Genomic DNA, 19,793 nt, shown 5'->3' with positions numbered 1-19,793 from the left:
ATAATATGTCTAAGGTAACAGAAAGAAATCTAATCGTTGGCTTAGACATGGGCACAAGTAAAGTCAAAGCTGTGGTTGGGGAAATTCTCGACGACGGTGATGTGAGCATTGTCGGTGTTGGTACGCATTCAGCCAAAGGTATGGATAAGGGCGGCGTCAACGATTTGAACTTACTTGTGCAGTCTGTGCAACGAGCGGTAGGCGAAATGGAGTTAATGGCTGACTGTCGAGTATCGTCGGTATTTATGTCGATATCTGGCCGTCATGTAAAGTGCCAAAACGAAAGCGGTATGGTACCGATAAATAATCAGGAAGTGACACAAGACGATGTTGATAATGTGGTCCATGCAGCGCGTTCAGTACCCATTGCGTTGGAGCGTCGGTTGTTACACGTGCTGCCCCAGGAATACACCATTGATGTACAAGAAGGGATAAAAAATCCGATTGGTATGTCTGGTGTCCGGATGGAAGCTAGAGCACACATTATAACCTGCGCCGATGATATGGCTAAAAATTTGGTGAAATGTGTAGAGCGCTGCGAACTCAATGCTGACCAAATGATATTTTCAGCCCTTGCATCCAGTTATGCGGTGTTAACTGATGATGAAAAGGAATTGGGGGTTTGTGTCGTTGATATTGGTGGTGGAACTATAGATATGGTGGTCTACACCGACGGTGCAATACGTCATACCGCGGTTATTCCGGTAGCTGGGAACCAAATTACTAGTGATATCGCTAAAATATTTAGAACACCAATAAACCATGCTGAAGAGATAAAAATAAACTATGCCTGCGCATTGCGTGACATGGTCAGTATGGAAGAACAAATACAAGTCCCTAGCGTGGGTGGACGTCCAGCCAGAATGATGTCAAGACACACGCTAGCAGAGGTCATTGAGCCTCGTTATCAGGAGTTGTTTGAATTGATCCATGAAGAGATCAAATCCAGTGGATTAGAAGAGCAAATTGCCGCTGGAATCGTTTTAACTGGCGGTTCGGCAAAAATGGAAGGTGCCGTAGAATTTGCAGAAGAGTTGTTTCAAATGCCTGTTCGAGTTGGAGAACCAATCGGCATGAAAGGTTTATCTGAATACGTTGAAGATGCGAGTTTCGCAACCGCAATTGGGTTGTTGCAATATGGCAAAGAATCCATGCAATCGAAATCTGCGCAAAAAGCTGGGTCCAGCGAAGGATTATGGCATCGTGTTCAAAGTTGGTTTAAGGGGGAATTCTGAGGATGGAAAAATCTCGGGATCTTAAAAAATTGACCGTAAGTACTTATTTCTTACGTTCTATCGCGCAAAAATCGGAGAAAAATAATGTTTGAATTAATGGATAGTCACAGCGAAGAAGCTGTCATAAAGGTCATCGGCGTCGGCGGTGGCGGTGGAAATGCAATTGAGCACATGGTGTCTCAAAGTATTGAAGGTGTAGAGTTTATCGCTGTAAATACTGATGCTCAGGTGTTACGCAGTTCTTCTGCCAATGTGACCTTACAAATAGGCTCAGGCGTCACTAAAGGTTTGGGAGCGGGCGCTAATCCAAATATCGGACGTCAAGCAGCAGAAGAAGATAGCGAAACCATCCGTCAAGCCCTTGAAGGTGCTGACATGGTTTTTATTACTGCTGGTATGGGCGGCGGTACAGGTACGGGGGCGGCACCTGAAGTCGCTAAAGTAGCAAAAGAATTAGGTATTTTGACCGTTGCTGTTGTTACTAAGCCTTTTCCGTTTGAAGGTAAAAAACGCATTGAATTTGCTGAGCAGGGCATTGAAGAGTTGACAAAATATGTCGATTCACTGATTACGATCCCGAACGAAAAATTACTGAAAGTAATGGGAAGAGGCACGCCTTTACTGCAAGCCTTTAGTGCTGCAAATGACGTGTTACGCGGTGCGGTTCAGGGGATTGCTGAGCTAATTACGCGCCCAGGTTTAATTAACGTTGACTTTGCAGACGTGAAAACAGTGATGTCTGAAATGGGCACGGCAATGATGGGCAGTGGTTCTGGCACCGGTGAAGACCGAGCGGAAGAAGCATCCGAAGCTGCGATTGCAAGTCCGTTGTTGGAAGATATCGACCTAACTGGCGCTCGCGGTATTCTTGTAAATATTACGGCTGGACCAGACTTTGCTATCGATGAATTTGAAACTGTTGGTAACGCAGTTAAAGCATTTGCATCTGAAAATGCAACAGTGGTTGTGGGTACTGTTATTGATATGGAAATGACTGACGAGCTACGAGTTACTGTTGTTGCAACCGGTATTGGTGCAGAACGTAAACCTGATATTTCATTGGTTAGTAGTCAAGGTTCACGGGTTTCAGCTGAAGCGAAGCAGTTCAAACTGCAGCCTGATAGCGGTGATCGCATTGGCAACACTGCTACCGATATGAATAAAGCGGTTGCTACCGAAGAAAAAACGGAAGCCAATACAGATTATGAGTATTTGGATATTCCTGCTTTTTTGCGAAAGCAAGCTGACTGATTTTTCGTCGTAAAGTGAATTTTTCGACGTTTGTGAGGTCGTAGCTACATAGTTAGTAGCGAATTTTGAGAGCGTAAAAACGCGAGGGGTTATACTGTGCTTGATCACTTATCCCATGGTTCACGTCTCATCTGAGATAGTGTGAACACTTGGTCATTGATAAAGTGATGGGGTTGATGCAAAAAGCACTGCATAACAAATATGACAGTTTTTTGACATTAGACCAGCTGGTCAGTATACTACGCGCCGGTTTTTAGCTGATTAATGTTTTTGGATAGGCAACGTTTAGATGATAAAGCAACGCACAATCAAACATGCTGTGCAAGAAACAGGGATAGGTCTGCACAAAGGTGAAAAGGTCTCCATGACTCTCCGGCCTGCGCCGGCGAATACGGGAATTGTATTTCGCCGCATCGATCTTGAGCCTCATGTGGATATTCCTGCTAAAGCGAATGCAGTAGGCGATACAGTGCTGTGTACCTGTCTGAGTAATGCGGACGGGGTATCTATCTATACGGTTGAGCATTTATCATCAGCCTTAGCCGGTTTAGGCATCGATAACATTATTGTTGAAGTTGACAGTAATGAACTTCCGATTATGGACGGCAGCGCGAGTCCGTTCATTTTCTTGCTGCAATCGGCTGGTATTGAAGAGTTAAATGCACCCAAAAAATTCATTCGTATTACCAAACACATTCGTGTTGAAGACGGTGATAAGTGGGCTGAGTTTCATCCCTACGATGGCTTCAAAGTAGACTTTAAAATCGACTTTGAACACCCGGTTATTAGTCAAACTCGTCAGCACATTGTATTGGATTTTGACGCATCCTCTTACGTTGATCAGGTGAGCCGTGCGAGAACCTTTGGTTTCATGCGCGACTTTGAATACATGAATGCTAATAACCTGGCACTAGGTGGCAGCATGGAAAATGCGGTTGCCTTAGATGAATACCGTGTGTTAAACCCTGAAGGTTTGCGCTATCAAGATGAGTTTTTGAAACACAAAATTCTCGATGCAGTAGGTGATTTGTATCTAGGTGCCCATAGCATTGTTGGCGAATTAAGAGCCTACAAGTCAGGTCATGGTCTAAATAATAAATTGCTGAATGCGATGTTAAACGACCAAAACTGTTGGGAATATGTTACCTACGAAAATCAAGATGAAGTCCCCATTCATTTTGCACCAGCAGTATTAGCGAATTAGCTTTTATATAAAAATGCCGCCTTTGCGGCATTTTTTAGTTTAGTAACTGCAAAAAGAATCAAACACCTCATATAAATACCTTGATAACCTTATGTTCTACAAGGTATTGTTTGGGGTTAGAAAAAACGATATGGGTATTGGCACAAAATTACTAACAAAAAGCCAATTTGAACTGTATGAAAAGTAAACGCTTAGGTTGATTCTGGATACCTAATATAGCTATCAACATAAGGCTATCAGGTTTAGAATCCACTGCAGCTAAAAAATCACGAGAATACCTTACATGAGTTTAACACTACATTATAAAGGCAAATCAACGGAGTTTTCCTATCATATAGGTAAGCAACGATTGGTTGTCGGCTTTGTTTTGGTATGCGGGCTGGTTATGCTTTCAAGCCGGACGGATCACAAAATAAATGAGTCTCATGCTCGCATTGAGTATGCAAAAAGTGGCTTTATTGAGCAACAACGAGACGTAACAGAACTAAAATCTGCAACACAACAACAGTTGGCTGGCATCATGCTTAACTTGGCTGATGTACAGAGTCAGATTCAACGAGTGAATGCTCTGGGCGCCAGATTGGTTGAACAGGCAGGCTTAAATCAAGACGAATTTGGCTTTCAGGAATTGGATAACCTTGGTGGTCCTATTACAGATTCAGTGATTACTATTGAAGGCAGTAATGAGCTGTTAGAACGCATGGACTCCATGCTTGAGAGTTTAGATAGTAAAACTCAACAACTCGCTGCCCTTGAATCTATCATGATGAATCACCATATAGACCAACAGACTCATTTAGAAGGTCGTCCTATTACTTCTGGTTGGTTATCTTCTTATTACGGTGTCAGAAAAGACCCCTTTAGCGGCCTGCCAACCATGCATAAAGGTTTAGATTTCGCTGGTAAACAAGGCGATGCCGTTGTGTCTACCGGCGCTGGTTTAGTGACTTGGGCAGGCGAACGTTATGGTTATGGCCAATTGGTAGAAATTGATCATGGTAATGGTTTGGTTACTCGTTATGGTCATAATCAAGGCATAAGTGTTAAGATTGGGGATGTGGTCACCAAAGGTCAGGAAATAGCCCTTATGGGTAGTACCGGACGTTCAACAGGCGTTCATGTACATTACGAAGTGATTAAAAATGGTAAGCAGCAAGACCCGTTGCCCTATGTTTATCGAAAGTGATAACTAATTTAACCACGTAATTTTGAAAATCGGCTCCATTGGGAGCCGATTGTTTTATCTCTCTATTAGATTGGAAGCTTTAAAGCGATGTTTTCGAGTATATTCAGAAAAATTTTCGGTAGTCGTAATGACCGCCTGTTAAAAAAACTTAACAAACGTGTTGTAGAAATTAATGCCCTAGAGCCTGAACTCGAAGCCTTAGATGATGAGCAACTTAAAGGGAAAACGGTAGAGTTTAAGCAACGCATTGAAGACGGTGCAAGTTTAGATGATATCTTGATTGAAGCTTTTGCGGTTGTAAGAGAAGCCAGTAAGCGAGTTTTCTCCATGCGTCATTTTGATGTGCAAATGGTGGGTGGACAGGTACTGCATGAAGGTAAAATCGCTGAAATGCGTACAGGTGAGGGTAAAACCTTAACCTCGACGTTACCTGCTTACTTAAATGGTTTATCCGGTAAAGGTGTGCATGTTATTACGGTCAACGACTACCTGGCCAAACGTGATGCTGACTGGAGTCGTCCGTTATTTGAATTCTTAGGAATGACCGTGGGTTGTAACGTTCCTGGTATGTCTCATGCTGAGAAAAAAGAAGCTTACGCCGCTGATATTACCTATGGTACTAATAATGAATTTGGCTTCGATTATTTGCGCGACAATATGGCGTTCAGTCCCAATGATAGAGTACAAAAGAAACTGTACTTTGCAGTAATAGACGAAGTTGACTCAATCCTTATCGATGAAGCTAGAACACCCTTAATTATCTCTGGGCAAGCAGAAGATAGTTCGGAACTATATCGTCAAATTAACTTAATTATCCCTGAGCTAATTCAGCAAGCAGATGAAGATAAAGAAGGTGACGAAGCTGGACGCGAAGGTGAAGGGGACTTCACTATAGATGAAAAAGGTAAACAAATTCATCTGACTGAACGTGGTCAAGTACATGTAGAAGAAATTTTACAGCGCAATGGTATTTTACCAGAAGATGAGTCCTTATTTGCGGCCTCAAATATCTCGTTATTGCATCATGTTAACGCTGCTTTGAGAGCCCATAAACTATTCAGTAAAGATGTCGACTACATTGTTAATGGTGATGAAATCGTCATCGTTGATGAGCATACTGGCCGAACTATGGAAGGGCGTCGCTGGTCAGAAGGATTACACCAAGCTGTTGAAGCTAAAGAAGGTGTGAAAATTCAAAATGAAAACCAAACCCTTGCTTCTATTACATTCCAGAATTACTTCCGACTATACGAAAAATTGGCGGGTATGACAGGAACTGCAGATACCGAAGCATTTGAGTTTAACCATATCTATGGTTTGGAAACGGTGGTAATACCGACCAATAAACCCATGCTTCGTGACGATAAAGCTGATTTAATTTACTTAACAGCTGAAGAAAAGTATGAAGCTATAGTAGAAGACATAAAAGAATGTGTTAAGCGTGGACAACCTACTTTGGTAGGTACCGTTTCCATCGAAAACTCTGAGCTACTGTCGCGGGTTTTGAAGAAAGCGAAAATTCCCCATGAAGTATTGAACGCCAAACAACATTTACGTGAAGCGGATATTGTCGCCCAAGCGGGACGCCCTGGAGCGGTAACAATCGCCACCAACATGGCCGGTCGTGGAACAGATATCGTGTTAGGTGGTAACTGGCAATCTGAAATTGCTAAAATTCACGATCCTAAACCTGAGAAAGTGGCAAAGATTAAAGCGCAGTGGGAAGAAGATCATAAAAAAGTACTTGATGCCGGTGGTCTCCATATTATTGGTACAGAACGTCATGAATCACGACGTATTGATAACCAGTTACGTGGTCGTTCTGGTCGTCAAGGTGACCCAGGTTCTTCTCGTTTTTACTTATCCTTAGAAGATGCATTAATGCGCATTTTTGCCTCTGAAAAAATGGGCAATATGATGAAGCGCTTAGGCATGGAACACGGTGAAGCAATTGAGCATCCGTGGGTAACGCGTGCTATCGAAAATGCCCAGCGCAAAGTTGAAGGCCGTAACTTCGATATGCGTAAGCAGTTGTTAGAATATGATGATGTAGCCAATGACCAACGGAAAGTTATCTACGAACAACGTAATGAGTTGTTAGATGAAGGTGATATCAGTGAGACGATTCAGGCGATACGGGAAGATGTCGTTAGTAGTGTAATTGACGAGTACATTCCCCCCCAATCTCTCGAAGAAATGTGGGATGTTGCTGGCCTCGAAGAGCGTATTCAAGGGGATTTCTTATTGGAATTGCCCATACAAAAATGGCTTGATGAAGACGACAAGTTATTTGAAGAAAAACTTCGTGAGCAGATTCACACTAGTGTGAACGATGCCTATAAAGAAAAAGAAGAGGCCGTGGGCCCAGACGTAATGCGTCAATTTGAAAAAGCCGTGATGTTGCAAAACCTCGACAGTGCTTGGAAAGAACATTTAGCGGCGATGGACCATCTACGTCAAGGTATTCATTTACGGGGCTATGCTCAGAAAAATCCTAAGCAGGAATATAAGCGCGAATCTTTCCAACTCTTTTCTGAAATGCTAGAAAATCTCAAAGTTGAAGTGATTAATATACTTAGCAAAGTACGAGTGAAAGCCGAATCTGATGTTGAAGCCGTTGAAGAACAGCGCAGACAAGCAGACGAAGTTAAAAAAAGTTATGAACATGAATCGGTAGATGAACCAGAGCAAAGCCCTGCTGCAGGGCCTACAACGACAGTGCGTGAAGGCGCTAAAGTAGGTCGTAATGACCCTTGTCCTTGCGGCTCAGGCAAAAAGTACAAACAGTGCCACGGTAAATTAAGCTAAGCACTATTTGATAAACAAAAAGGGCTTTATTGCCCTTTTTTTGTGGGAAATAGCAAATGAAAATTGTAGACGTTGCAGTGGGGGTCATTAAGCGTGGTGACCTAATATTTATCAGTAAACGGGCTGATGATTTGCACCAAGGAGGCTTGTGGGAGTTTCCGGGAGGGAAAATCGAAGCCGGTGAAAGCGTTGAGCAGGCTACGTCACGGGAGCTACTTGAAGAAGTTGGTATAGAGGTGACTTCACAGTCAGAGTTTATGTTAATTGAACATGACTATGGCGACAAACAAGTACGTCTGCATATTCAAGTTATTGAGCAATTCAGCAATGAACCTTCTGGAAAAGAGGGGCAACTTACCCAGTGGATTGCCATTAACAAGCTAGGTAATTTGACTTTTCCCGACGCCAACCGAGCTATTATTAAAAAGCTTGAATCTGATTTTTGAGTTTTTGCGCATAGTCTTTTTGCTTAATGACCTGGGCGAGTTCTTGATTGATTGAGCGAATTAGAATGATTAACGCTCTATGTTCTTTGGTTTTATCTTTAAGTAACTGATCAATTTGCGATAGTTGTTTCAAACAACACTCTTTAACATCTTGGTTATACTGTTTGCCAAGAAATTCGACTAATTGCGCAGTATCATTTCCCCGCGCACTGTAAGGTTGGTTTTTTGCCTCTTCAATTTCCGTGCGCAGTTCAACGGTTTTATCAACAGTTTGATTCAATAGTTCCTTTGCTTGTGATACAAGCTCAGGCTCTACGGCATGAATAATTCCTTCTAACTCATTTAATTTATTGTCTTGATAATGGGTTATATTGTTATTTGCATAGACTTGTCGGGCGTCACGTAACCCTTGATTAGCAACAATGAAGCTATCGAGATTGGCCATTGGCTGGTTTTGTACTTCTGGGGTGAGTATCTTAAGGGCTTTGTCGAGTGGAACTTGGGCTTTGGTTATGGTTGCTTCTCTGAACAACATAGCATCGGTTTTAGCTGGTTCTTGCTGACAAGCCATTAAAAGTTGAACACAACACACTAAAACTATTTTACGCCAGATTGGTTTAACCACTTCATCGCCTTTGAAAATACGCTGTTTTTATAGACGCTGAGTATATCAAAGGCTTCGGGTTAGTAATACAAATCAACAGGTAAGTCAGATTGATTGTACGTTAGGTTGATGTGTTTACTCATGAGTTAGCTTGTTTTTTATGCTCATTGATTGCCGTAATGCTGCCTGTACAGACTTTATTTCGTCCGCTTTTCTTGGCTTTATACAAGGCTGCATCCGCATTATTAATCAATTGCATTAAATTTGATTTACCGGTGTCTGCACTTACCCCTAAACTCGCTGTAATTTGTACCACTTTATTATTCGCAGTAAAAATATGTTTAGCTATCACCTTTCGGGCTCTGTCGGCAATATGGTTGGCAATGGTTATATCAGCGGCAGGGAGGAGAATAACGAATTCTTCTCCACCCCATCTAGCAACAATATCGATATCTCTGAGTAAAGATTTCAGTAAATTTGCAACTTCACACAGTGCTTTATCACCGATGCTATGGCCGTAGGTATCGTTTATATTCTTAAAGTGATCTAAGTCCACCATTATCACTGCAATCGACTTGTTTAGTCTGGCAAATTTTTCATAGTGCCATGCTAGGTGGGCTCTATTAGGAAGTTGAGTTAAGGGATCTATTTGGTGTCGTCTTGCAAATTCACCCTGTAACGACTTACCCATTAACCAGATAATTAAAATTGCAGTAAATATGGCGATGGATATATAAGCCGTTTGCAAAACAAAGTCTTCAGTTGTTGCAGTTTGACGCACCTTTAACGGATTGATTAGAAACATTTTCCAGTTTAACGACTCAAAGTTTGCTTGAGCAATAAGGAAGTCTTCTCCCGCTACCTCCACAAGGAAATTGTGGTGTTCCTGAGTATCATTATATTTGGTTATATAGGGGGCATACCAAGGTAGTTGATTTAGTTGCAAGATGCGTTTGCCGTCAGCCACTATATTAGAATCTGATGACAGTACAACGTTGTTATTGTGATCCACAAAAACAAAGTCATAACCAAATTCCTTTTTAAAGTTATCAAATGCACTAAGAAAGGTGGTTAGCTTTTTATTGAGTCCGATGAATCCAAGAAACTCGCCGTTGTCGTTATGCACTTTCACATCGTAATAAATACGAATATCGTCTCGATTGCCGAGTACACCAACAATTTCCTGGTTTGTATACATGGCCCGGAAATACCACTCCACTTTATTCATATCTAAAGCCAGAGTTGAGCCATCTGAATTATACTGGGTTCGGTTATTCTCATTGGCAACAAAAAAACCGACTCTAAACTCTTCTGAAAGCTGCTGCAATGTCTGTTTAAGAGCGACTTCATCGAGCACGGGGTTGCTCATTAAGCTTTTAAGATTTGAGGCGCGCGCTATCGTTTCGGCAACATAGAGAGGTTTGATGATTTCTTCGGAAATTAGATTTAAAGCTGGAGTAAGGCTTTCCTGTTCTAATAGACTTTGCCTTTCCACTGATTTTAAAAGCGAAATCGTTGCACTAAGCGCCACTGCAAAAATGAATGCAACAATGGCGACTATAAACTTATTCTTGAAGTATATTCGCCACTTCTGAAACATTACTTTAGCCTAGGTATTGAAGAGCCCGTATCTTAACAAAACCACCTCTAAAGACCATTCAACTTTAGTATAAAAATTAATCCATGTGTATAAGAGCTCTTTCTTGACGCAAGTACTTTTACAGAAACGTGTTAACTGGTGTTTGCGTAATATTGTCCATTTTTATGCGGTAAATGGTATTATAGCCTTGCTGCAACCATAGAAGAGGCGAATAAAGAGGTAATATTTCGCCTTTAAGTACCTTTACTTAGCTTTGGTTACCCTTTATTTACCTTAAACATTTAGACTAAGAAGATTATGGCCAAATCCAACATTTCCAAGCTACTGGATAAACATGATAATTTGATTCATTCTGAGATGATGAAAGTAGTTTCTCATGTACAACGCAAAGATGAAGACTGGATCATGAATACAGTGATGGTTGAAGGACAAGATGTGCCTTTTAAATTTAGACGTAAAAAGCAATACAAAAATCTCAATGGTTGTCAGGTGAACCTTACTTATTATCCAATAGTCGAGACTGTTGCGGGAATAGAATTTGAAGCGATGAAAGTAGTTCGAATCAAAATAGCTTAGGAATTTTGGCGATGGCTGAGCCAAACGCAATGCTCAACGGGTTAGTTCTTCATCGAAGAGAATATAGAGAAACTAGTTTTATCGTCGATTTCTTTACTAAACAACAAGGGCGCGTTTCAGCGATCTGTCGTGGAGTAAGAGGCGGTAAGAGTACTAAATCCAATGAGAAAAAGAGTTTAATACAGCCATTCCAACCTTTACTTGTTTCTTTCAGCGGAAGACATGAGCTAAAGAATCTTACTCAGATTGAAGGTGATGCCAGGGCGTTTTTATTAAACGGCCCAGTTTTGTTTTCCGCAATGTATTTAAATGAATTACTGAATCGTGTTTTACCAAAAGAGGTATCATACCCAGAAGTGTATGATCTCTATATGGCGAGCTTACTTCGTTTAGCCAAGCAGGAATCCATTGAAGTGGTATTGCGTGAGTTTGAAATTAGTTTGATTAATAACATTGGATATGGATTTGATTGGCAAGCAGATTGTCATACTGGCGACAAACTGGAGTCAAATAGCTATTATAGTTTTATCAATGACCATGGGTTTCAGCGACTAAATCAGGTGCAACGCACCGCAAACTGTTTCTTAGGAAAAGATTTAGAAAATGTCGCTAGATTCATTTGGGATAAACAAAGTTTACTCGTTGCAAAACGAGTTACACGGATGGCGTTTAAACCCATTCTTGGTGAAAAACCATTAAAAAGCAGAGAATTATTTATTAAATTGGAGCGAACTGAATGAGTGATATCTTTTTGGGTGTGAATATTGATCACATAGCCACATTGCGAAATGCGCGAGGAACCCAATACCCTGATCCGGTGCATGCCGCTGATATTGCCGAACGCGCGGGTGCCGATGGGATCACTGTTCATTTACGTGAAGATCGCAGACATATAAAAGACCGTGACGTAAGATTATTACGGGAAACCATTAATACCCGCTTGAATTTAGAAATGGCGGTGACCGAAGAAATGCTCGATATTGCTGTGCAGACACAACCAGAGTTTTGCTGTTTAGTGCCTGAAAAAAGGCAAGAATTAACCACCGAAGGTGGTCTAGATGTGGCCGGCAATATTAGCAAGCTAACCGATGCTTGTGGGCGATTAGGGGAGCAAAATATCCAGGTATCACTTTTTATTGATGCCGAAAAGAGTCAAATCGATGCAGCGCTAAAAGCGGGGGCACCTTATATTGAAATACATACAGGCCAATATGCAGAAGCGAGCAGCGAACAGCAAATGTTAGTTGAGTTGGAAAAACTGAAAACGGGGATCAGTTACGCCCATTCTTTGGGGTTAAAAGTGAACGCAGGCCATGGATTGCATTATCACAATGTTAAACCTATAGCGGCACTTAACGAAATTATTGAATTGAATATTGGCCATGCAATTATTGCTCGAGCAGCATTTGACGGACTAGCCAATGCAGTTGCCGATATGAAACGACTGATGTTAGAGGCAAGGGGTTAAGTTGGCGGTTTTAGGGTTGGGCACAGACATCATCGAAATTGCTCGATTAGAAAAGCTGTTAGAAAAATCCGATCGCTTGCCGTTACGTATTTTAACCAGCACTGAAATGCAGATTTATCGGGAGCACCCTTTTCCTTGCCGTTACTTAGCTAAACGTTTTGCTGCCAAAGAAGCGGCAGTCAAGGCCCTAGGGACGGGCATAGGGAATGGTGTGGGGTGGCAACAAATTGAAATTACCAATAGTGAGTTAGGGCAGCCGGTTATTCAATTTAATGGGCACTTTGCGAAACTGTGCGAGCAGCGAGGCATCAACAATGCGTTGGTCTCTATTTCCGACGAACAACATTATGCAATGGCGACAGTGATTTTGGAGCAAAGTATATAACCATGGTTAACTTTTATTCGCCGAAAAAAAATAAAAAGAAAGCTGCATCCAATAGCCAGCTAATTGGTCAGAAAGTAACGGTCACTATTGCCCAACTTGATCATTTGGCGCAAGGGATCAGTGGCGATCATGATCCTCTTATCTTTGTCGAAGGTGTTTTACCCGGTGAAGTTGTAGAGGTGGAAATTACAGAAGATCGCGGTAAGGTTTGTCATGGTCGGTTAGTAAACATTGTTGAGGCGTCGGAATATCGACAAACACCCTTTTGCCAACATGTTGATATTTGTGGTGGATGCCAAACCCAGCATTGTCAAACCGATGCCATGTTGCAATTTAAGCAATCTGCAATTCAAAATCTTATCTTACATACCGCCTTAGACTCTAATCAATCTGCTGCTCAGCCTAAACGGGGACTCAGTAAAGCATCTCGTGGTGGAAAAAACAAAAAGTCACGTAAATTCAGTGATAAGCAAGGGGAGTTAAATTGGCAGACCGCACTACACTCTGCCCCGATAGGTTATAGGCGTAAAACACGTTTATCTGTGGATGCAAGGAATCCGGATGCCCTAAAACTCGGCTTTAGAAGCAAAGGTAGTAATAAAATATTTAATCTGCAACAGTGCCCCGTGCTTAACCAAGCACTGGAATGTCTGATTGAGCCATTGCAGTTAATGTTTGCTCAGTTGCAAACACCGTTGAATATTGGTCACGTTAGTTTGCTTAATGGAGACAATGGCGTGCAAGTTTGTATCCGCACAATTCACACATTAAGCCAACAAGATCGGCAGTTATGTCGTGAATTTGCTGAACAATATAATGTGCAGTTACTTATCGAAGATAAACATAACACGCAAGATTTCGCCACCCAGCCAGACAAGCAATTAACCTACGAAATAAATGAAAACTTGAGTTTGCAAGTCCACAATGATGACTTTGTGCAGGTAAATAGCCAGGTCAATCAGCAAATGGTTGAGCAGGCAATTGGCTGGTTAGCTTTAGGAAAAAATGATCTAGTATTGGATTTGTTCTGTGGAATTGGTAATTTTAGTTTACCTATTGCTGAGCAATGTAAAACCTTAATTGGTGTGGAAGGTGTACCTAAAATGGTGCAAAGAGCCCAACATAATGCAACCATTAACGAACTAACCAATTGTCATTTCATCCATGCAGATTTAAACAGCACTAAATTGTCAGCTCATGGTCAAATGAAAAGCTGCAATAAAGTGTTACTTGATCCAGCAAGAGAAGGTGCATTGGCGGTTGTTAAGCAGTTAGCAGATTTGCAGCCATCTCATATTTTATATGTTTCCTGTAATCCTGCTACTTTTGCTCGAGATGCGGCACATTTAATTGAAAAAAATTATCGGTTAGATAAGTTAAGTGTGATGGATATGTTTCCGCAAACTGCGCACACTGAATTGATGGCATTATTTGTGCCTCTGAATAAACGAAAGTAACTCTACTGGGCTATTACTATGGTTTCAATCCGAACAGTTCATCAACCTCAAAGACCTACATTTGATAAATGGCTTGATTGCTTGAATCTGTCGGAGAAGACTAAACAAAAACTGCGGGATACCTCTGAGTCGCCAGAAATTTTGCTGGTGGGTCAAGAAATGGTGGAAATTCTCCATGAGTTGAACATGGATGATGAAACGCTGCAAGCATCGTTGGTGTATCCCTACTGTGAAGTCCATGGGTTAGATGACGATCAAATAGAAGAAGAGTTTGGCAAAGGAGTTCGCCACTTAATTTCCGGTGTGCGTCGAATGGATGCCATTAAATCGTTACACAGTCGAAGTAGCAAGAAGGCTGACGAAGCACAAATAGACAATATTCGCCGCATGTTGTTAGCCATGGTCGAAGATGTTCGTACAGTGTTAATCAAGTTAGCCGAACGTATTTGTACCCTTCAGAAAATGAAAACCGCAGAAGAAGAAACTCGGGTCATAGTTGCACGGGAATGCTCAACAATTTACGCTCCCCTTGCCAATAGGTTAGGGATTGGCCAGCTCAAATGGGAAATTGAAGATCTTTCATTTCGCTACTTGCACCCAGAAACCTATAAAAAAATCGCTAATTTATTAGACGAGAAGCGGACTGACAGACAACATTATATCGAAGAGTTTGTGAGTAATTTACAAACTGAAATGGATAATGCGAATATCAAGGTAAAAGTCTACGGACGTCCCAAACATATTTACAGCATATGGAAAAAAATGCAGAAAAAGCATTTGTCCTTTGAGCAACTCTTTGACATTCGAGCTGTGCGGATCATCGCTGAAAGACTGCAAGATTGTTATAGCGCTTTGGGGATCGTCCATTCACTTTTTAAACATATACCCAGTGAATTTGATGACTATATCGCTACTCCTAAGCCAAATGGTTATCAATCCATTCACACAGTGGTTCGTGGCCCTGAAGAGCGCCCCGTAGAAATCCAAATTCGCACGGAACAAATGCATCAGGATGCTGAATTGGGTATTGCAGCTCACTGGAAATATAAAGAAGGGGTGAGTTCAGAGCGTTCTGCTTATGAAGATAAAATTAATTGGTTGCGTAAAATCCTGTTGTGGCAAGAAGAAGTGGCAGAATCAGGAGACCTGGTTGAAGAGTTACGCAGTCAGGTCTTCGATGATAGGGTTTATGTATTTACTCCTAAGGGTGATGTCATTGATTTACCCCTTGGTTCAACCCCACTAGATTTCGCCTATTATATTCACAGTAATGTGGGTCATCGCTGTAATGGCGCTAAAGTAAATGGCCGCATTGTCACCTTCACTTATCAGTTGCAAACCGGTGATCAGGTTGAAGTATTAACCGGTAAGAACCTTAACCCTAGTCGTGATTGGATGCATCCAAGTTTGGGTTATGTGCATTCATCTAGAGCAAGGGCCAAAATTCATACTTGGTTTAAAAAGCAAGATAAAGAGAAGAACCTTCAAGCCGGTAAAGAGTTATTAGAGCGAGAACTTTCGAAAGCTAATTTGGTACTAAAAGATGCAACTAAAGCCTGCGAACGCTTCAATATGAATCAGGTTGAGGATCTCTATGCTGCCATCGGCGGCGGTGATCTGCGTATTATGCAGGTGGTTAACTATTTACAACAACTTGATGCGCCACCACCGGAAATTGACCCCAGGGTTAAAACGACCCAAAGTAAACCCGCCAAAGGTACCACAGACAGCATAGTGGTAGAAGGAGTGGGCAATCTCATGAGTCAAATTGCCAAATGTTGTCAGCCATTACCCGGTGATGCAATACAAGGCTATATCACCATGGGAAGAGGGATCAGTGTTCATCGGGAAAACTGTGAGCAATTGAGTCACTTGTTAGAGCAACATCCAGAGCGAGAAATTGAAGTTAATTGGGCCAATGATTTAAGAGCCAGCTTTCAAACTGACCTTGATGTGCACACATCTGACCGAGACGGCATATTACGAGATATCACCACTGTATTGGCGAATGATAAAGTAACCTTATTGGGTGTAAACAGTTTGAGCAACACTAAAGATCAAACGGCGAAAATTAAGGTATCCTTGGAAATCAAAGATCTTACTAGTTTGTCTAGAACCATCGCCAGATTGCAACAGGTTAAAGGAGTAACTGATGTTATCAGGCTCGACAAGTGAGTCGGATGATCAGGGGCGCTATCCCCAGGTCGCGCGTTTGCTTAAGATTATGGCGCAACTACGTGATCCCGATACGGGTTGTCCCTGGGATAAACAGCAAAATTTCGAATCAATAGTCCCTTTTACCATTGAAGAAGCGTATGAAGTGGCCGATGCCATTGAACATGGCAGCATGCAGGATATTCAAGATGAGTTAGGTGATCTACTGTTTCAGGTTGTGTTCTATGCGCAGTTAGGAAAAGAGCAGCAAGCGTTTGATTTTGAAGAAATTGCACGCACAATTAGCGATAAGTTAGTACGTCGTCATCCCCACGTGTTTGCAGAAAAAACAGACCTTTCTGCTGAGCAGGTTAGTCTTAACTGGGATGCAATCAAACAACAAGAACGAGCCCAAAAGGGCGCACAAGAGTCAACCAGTATTTTGCAAAATATCCCAATGGGAATGTCGCCTCTTATGGTTGCCGATAAAATTCAAAAAGCCTGCGCCAAAGTGGGATTTGATTGGCCTAATGTTGCGCCTGTGGTGGAAAAAGTAGAAGAAGAAATCGCTGAAGTTATGGAAGAACTTGAACAACAACCTAAAGATCAGCATCGTATCGAAGAGGAAATGGGAGACTTGCTATTTGCAGTGGTAAATTTATCGCGGCATTTAAATGTGAATCCAGAAACTGCGCTTAGAAAAGCGAACCACAAATTCGCGGGGCGCTTTGCAAAGGTAGAGCAGCATTTTGCTGAGCAGAATACCGCCCTTCCAGATACCACCCTTAGCCAGATGGAAGCCATCTGGCAAAAGGTCAAACATTTAAAAAGTTAGTCTTCGCACACCTATTCCAGCAAATAACAGTAAAAGTAACCAAGTCATAGTTCCGCCACCACCTGAGCTGGTATTAGTGGGTTCACTTACCGGCGTTGTTGGCGTAAATACGAAATTACGTACTTTTCCTTGGTCATCGCCGTCTGAGACATTAAAGTCTTTACGATAGGATATCTCTACTAGGTTAGTGCCTTCAGATAGTGAAATAGTTTGACTGGTATAATCCACTTCCCCAGAAATAAATTCGATTTCTTCACCGTTTACCAATAAGTAAAGTGCGTCAAAAGGCTCACTTGGCTCATCTTCATTTTCTTCTGACGATACTGCCCACTCAAAATCCAATGTGCCAGCACCTTCAATAGCGGCGATGAGGATACTTTCTTCGTTACCGGATATATTGCCGCTAACCACTCCGCCGACGGAGTTAGTACGCCAGGACACATCACCGCCACTGTAGATGCTCACTGCTGAACTTTGCGTGCCTATGGAGCTTGCTAATTCAGAGGCAGCGCCAACGGCATAACCTTGAATATTGATTGAACCCGTTGGGATATCTTGGACGTCAGAAGCAATGGTGATGGTGGCAGTTTTAGCCCCCTGTGTTTGTGCATTGAAGGTCACGACTAACTGGCAACTTTGCTGAGCTGTTAAGGTTGTGCATTGAGAACTATCGATACTAAAGTCACTGTCATTCGATAAGCTGATGGTTGGCATTATGGTACTATTAGAATTATTAGTAACCGTGAATTCCTGCTCAATAGCTACATTAACAGGGGAATTGGTGATATCTGAATTTCCGGTAATGCCCACACCTGACCGGGTGGCATCGATAAAATCGAGTAACGCGCCCACTCTGGCGTATACGCCAGGGTAACCTTCTGCAGCGCAGCCTATTCCCCAACTCGTTATACCTACTTGCAAAGGACCAGAACTGCTTTCAACAAACAAAGGACCGCCACTATCTCCTTGGCAAGCGCTTGCACCGCCTGAGTCTAGTGCAGCACAAATCATTTGTTCAGTAATGCCTGTACTGAACGTATTGATCCCTTGTGAACTAGCTAGTTCACTTCGGCATTGTGTATTGGAAAGTAACGGCAGTTCTACTTCTTGCAATATATCTGGAAAGTTGCCGGTAGGACCTTCATTGGGTAGATAGCCAGTGCGACCGCCCCAACCAATTGAGGTGGCAATGGTATTTTCGATGGCCAATTGGTCGGTGGTGTCTGCATCGGCAAGTTGAATGGCTGTAGCATCCACAGTTTCAACCAGCTCAATTAGGGCTACATCATTGTCAAACGATTCTGAATCATAATTGGGGTGGGAATAAATACGCTTAATGGCGATAGCTTCCTCGGCTCCATCTGTGAGGTTGTACTCACCCACATTAACTTGATATTGATCGGCAAATTCCGAGTCTACACAGTGGGCAGCGGTTAACACCCATTGTTCCCCTAAGAAGGTTGCTCCACAAACCACATCTTGACTAGTACCTGCTAGGGTGGTGGAAGAAATACTTGCGGTGGCATTGTCCAATTCTAAGAGTGCCTGTCCATCTTCTTGTGAGATTGCCACAACCGGAATGTTGCCACTAAAATCATCTCCTAATGTGCCCGATTCTAAAGCACCCTCGACGTTATTATAAATAATGACACCTATGCCTCCGCCGGATTCACAATTTAGTGCTTTTTCAGAGAAGTTGATATCGCCTCGTTCAATCAAACATATGTTATTGCTTACCCCTTCACATTGTGAATCACCAATACCGCAATCAACCAAAGTACCCGCTGCTTCGCCATCTGGTCCAAATCCAAAAGCGTCGGAGTCATATCCAATACTGTTTATTGTTACCCTAGTTTCAATTTCTGAGCCCACTATCACCAATGCCGACATAAACGGGTATTCCCCTTCATCTGCAGAGGAACCACCAACAATAAGTGGGCTGATAGCGGAGCTTTTTGAATTACTACCTTGTTGTTGACTCAATTCGATTTGCTCTGAGCGTAGGCTGGTTGCCATGGCCAGGTTCATTTGAATGCTGGCAATGACCAACAAAACCAACTTATTGTACTTCATCTAACGGACTCCAATAGAAACGTTGTACTCTCACACTAAATACTAGACTTTTCTTGAACAGTGCGAGTTATGACCTCGGAAATAATCTAAGGTTTAATTGTGATGAGCAATATATATTAAACAAACTCAATTCACTAATTCCGCTCCTGTTACCGAGGGAATTATCCGTGATTTAATGCCGAATTACACACTTTACTAGAACAGATTACTGACGTTTGAAAAGTATTAGCCCATACAATGGACTAACTTAAATGAACTGAATATGAATTGATTGTCCTAATTGACTAAAAAACTTGCAATACCCTCTCGCGTTTTATGAAAACTTCTGTATAATTCGCGCCCTGCCCAGTTACGCCCACTTTGGGAAAGTGGAAGAATCAATCGACTCGAAGGGGTCAGAATATTGATTTAAGAGGTTTTCTGGATTGTGGAATGTCGATGCAATGTATTCGATATTTGGCAAAAGCAGAAAATTAACCAGTAACAATTTATATATTTCGGGTATTTTAAA

16 protein-coding genes are annotated in these 19,793 nt (G+C 42.0%); 13 read left to right on the top strand and 3 right to left on the bottom strand.

What is annotated here, in order from left to right; genetic code table 11:
- The first annotated feature begins 5 nt into the window (after positions 1–5).
- From ftsA to mutT, 6 genes are all read left to right on the top strand, one after another.
- Positions 6–1,235, top strand: a complete 1,230-nt coding sequence (gene ftsA / locus Q4574_RS06135) for a cell division protein FtsA (RefSeq protein ID WP_303472615.1) — start codon at positions 6–8, stop codon at positions 1,233–1,235.
- Between the two features lie 84 nt (positions 1,236–1,319).
- Positions 1,320–2,486, top strand: a complete 1,167-nt coding sequence (gene ftsZ / locus Q4574_RS06130) for a cell division protein FtsZ (protein WP_303472614.1) — start codon at positions 1,320–1,322, stop codon at positions 2,484–2,486.
- A 289-nt stretch (positions 2,487–2,775) separates the two neighbouring features.
- Complete coding sequence (gene lpxC / locus Q4574_RS06125) at positions 2,776–3,690, top strand: UDP-3-O-acyl-N-acetylglucosamine deacetylase (protein ID WP_303472612.1); 915 nt, start codon at positions 2,776–2,778, stop codon at positions 3,688–3,690.
- 283 nt (positions 3,691–3,973) lie between these two features.
- Entirely contained in the window at positions 3,974–4,876 is a 903-nt protein-coding gene (locus Q4574_RS06120) for a M23 family metallopeptidase (protein WP_303472611.1), read from the top strand.
- Positions 4,877–4,963: 87 nt separating this feature from the next.
- On the top strand, positions 4,964–7,684 hold the full coding sequence (secA, locus tag Q4574_RS06115; RefSeq protein ID WP_303472610.1) for a preprotein translocase subunit SecA: 2,721 nt from the start codon (positions 4,964–4,966) through the stop codon (positions 7,682–7,684).
- Positions 7,685–7,740: 56 nt separating this feature from the next.
- The gene (gene mutT, locus Q4574_RS06110) at positions 7,741–8,130 is read left to right on the top strand and encodes an 8-oxo-dGTP diphosphatase MutT (protein WP_303472609.1); all 390 of its coding nucleotides are present in this window, start codon (positions 7,741–7,743) and stop codon (positions 8,128–8,130) included.
- Here mutT and Q4574_RS06105 read toward each other — a convergent pair.
- Both Q4574_RS06105 and Q4574_RS06100 read right to left on the bottom strand, forming a co-directional pair.
- Positions 8,105–8,755 (bottom strand): hypothetical protein, encoded by a 651-nt coding sequence (locus Q4574_RS06105; RefSeq protein WP_303472608.1) that lies wholly within the window; start codon positions 8,753–8,755, stop codon positions 8,105–8,107. The genes mutT and Q4574_RS06105 overlap by 26 nt on opposite strands.
- Positions 8,756–8,873: 118 nt before the next feature.
- Positions 8,874–10,334 (bottom strand): sensor domain-containing diguanylate cyclase, encoded by a 1,461-nt coding sequence (locus Q4574_RS06100; protein WP_303472607.1) that lies wholly within the window; start codon positions 10,332–10,334, stop codon positions 8,874–8,876.
- 294 nt (positions 10,335–10,628) lie between these two features.
- Between Q4574_RS06100 and Q4574_RS06095 the strand changes: the two genes are divergently transcribed.
- The 7 genes from Q4574_RS06095 to mazG are packed head-to-tail and all read left to right on the top strand — an operon-like array spanning position 10,629 to position 17,209.
- Complete coding sequence (locus Q4574_RS06095) at positions 10,629–10,910, top strand: hypothetical protein (protein ID WP_216046961.1); 282 nt, start codon at positions 10,629–10,631, stop codon at positions 10,908–10,910.
- Positions 10,911–10,921: 11 nt separating this feature from the next.
- Positions 10,922–11,650 (top strand): DNA repair protein RecO, encoded by a 729-nt coding sequence (recO, locus tag Q4574_RS06090; protein WP_303472605.1) that lies wholly within the window; start codon positions 10,922–10,924, stop codon positions 11,648–11,650.
- Positions 11,647–12,378 carry a pyridoxine 5'-phosphate synthase gene (pdxJ, locus tag Q4574_RS06085; RefSeq protein ID WP_303472603.1) on the top strand — a complete coding sequence of 244 codons (732 nt, stop codon included), beginning with the start codon at positions 11,647–11,649 and terminating at the stop codon, positions 12,376–12,378. The genes recO and pdxJ overlap by 4 nt, the downstream gene beginning before the upstream one ends.
- A gap of 1 nt (position 12,379) precedes the next feature.
- Positions 12,380–12,763 carry a holo-ACP synthase gene (acpS, locus tag Q4574_RS06080; protein ID WP_303472601.1) on the top strand — a complete coding sequence of 128 codons (384 nt, stop codon included), beginning with the start codon at positions 12,380–12,382 and terminating at the stop codon, positions 12,761–12,763.
- Between the two features lie 2 nt (positions 12,764–12,765).
- Complete coding sequence (gene rlmD, locus Q4574_RS06075; protein ID WP_303472599.1) at positions 12,766–14,220, top strand: 23S rRNA (uracil(1939)-C(5))-methyltransferase RlmD; 1,455 nt, start codon at positions 12,766–12,768, stop codon at positions 14,218–14,220.
- An 18-nt stretch (positions 14,221–14,238) separates the two neighbouring features.
- A complete protein-coding gene (relA, locus tag Q4574_RS06070; RefSeq protein WP_303472597.1) occupies positions 14,239–16,395 on the top strand; it encodes a GTP diphosphokinase in 2,157 nt (718 codons plus the stop codon).
- Positions 16,373–17,209, top strand: a complete 837-nt coding sequence (gene mazG, locus Q4574_RS06065) for a nucleoside triphosphate pyrophosphohydrolase (RefSeq protein ID WP_303472596.1) — start codon at positions 16,373–16,375, stop codon at positions 17,207–17,209. Before relA ends, mazG begins: the two co-directional genes overlap by 23 nt.
- Here mazG and Q4574_RS06060 read toward each other — a convergent pair.
- Positions 17,198–19,282 (bottom strand): trypsin-like serine protease, encoded by a 2,085-nt coding sequence (locus tag Q4574_RS06060; protein WP_303472594.1) that lies wholly within the window; start codon positions 19,280–19,282, stop codon positions 17,198–17,200. The genes mazG and Q4574_RS06060 overlap by 12 nt on opposite strands.
- Positions 19,283–19,793: the final 511 nt, after the last annotated feature.

The organism is Aliiglaciecola sp. 3_MG-2023 (genome assembly GCF_030548205.1).
Lineage (GTDB): Bacteria > Pseudomonadota > Gammaproteobacteria > Enterobacterales > Alteromonadaceae > Aliiglaciecola.
The sequence above is the reverse complement of the archived record's forward strand: the minus strand, read 5'-3'. Positions and strand labels throughout refer to the sequence as shown.

Bases quoted from the DNA above. Each gene is read 5' to 3' on its own strand.
- ftsA (WP_303472615.1), top strand. From the start codon at position 6: ATGTCTAAGGTAACAGAAAGAAATCTAATCGTTGGCTTAGACATGGGC.
- ftsZ (WP_303472614.1), top strand. From the start codon at position 1,320: ATGTTTGAATTAATGGATAGTCACAGCGAAGAAGCTGTCATAAAGGTC.
- lpxC (WP_303472612.1), top strand. From the start codon at position 2,776: ATGATAAAGCAACGCACAATCAAACATGCTGTGCAAGAAACAGGGATA.
- Q4574_RS06120 (WP_303472611.1), top strand. From the start codon at position 3,974: ATGAGTTTAACACTACATTATAAAGGCAAATCAACGGAGTTTTCCTAT.
- secA (WP_303472610.1), top strand. From the start codon at position 4,964: ATGTTTTCGAGTATATTCAGAAAAATTTTCGGTAGTCGTAATGACCGC.
- mutT (WP_303472609.1), top strand. From the start codon at position 7,741: ATGAAAATTGTAGACGTTGCAGTGGGGGTCATTAAGCGTGGTGACCTA.
- Q4574_RS06100 (WP_303472607.1), bottom strand. From the start codon at position 10,334: ATGTTTCAGAAGTGGCGAATATACTTCAAGAATAAGTTTATAGTCGCC.
- recO (WP_303472605.1), top strand. From the start codon at position 10,922: ATGGCTGAGCCAAACGCAATGCTCAACGGGTTAGTTCTTCATCGAAGA.
- pdxJ (WP_303472603.1), top strand. From the start codon at position 11,647: ATGAGTGATATCTTTTTGGGTGTGAATATTGATCACATAGCCACATTG.
- rlmD (WP_303472599.1), top strand. From the start codon at position 12,766: ATGGTTAACTTTTATTCGCCGAAAAAAAATAAAAAGAAAGCTGCATCC.
- relA (WP_303472597.1), top strand. From the start codon at position 14,239: ATGGTTTCAATCCGAACAGTTCATCAACCTCAAAGACCTACATTTGAT.
- mazG (WP_303472596.1), top strand. From the start codon at position 16,373: ATGTTATCAGGCTCGACAAGTGAGTCGGATGATCAGGGGCGCTATCCC.
- Q4574_RS06060 (WP_303472594.1), bottom strand. From the start codon at position 19,282: ATGAAGTACAATAAGTTGGTTTTGTTGGTCATTGCCAGCATTCAAATG.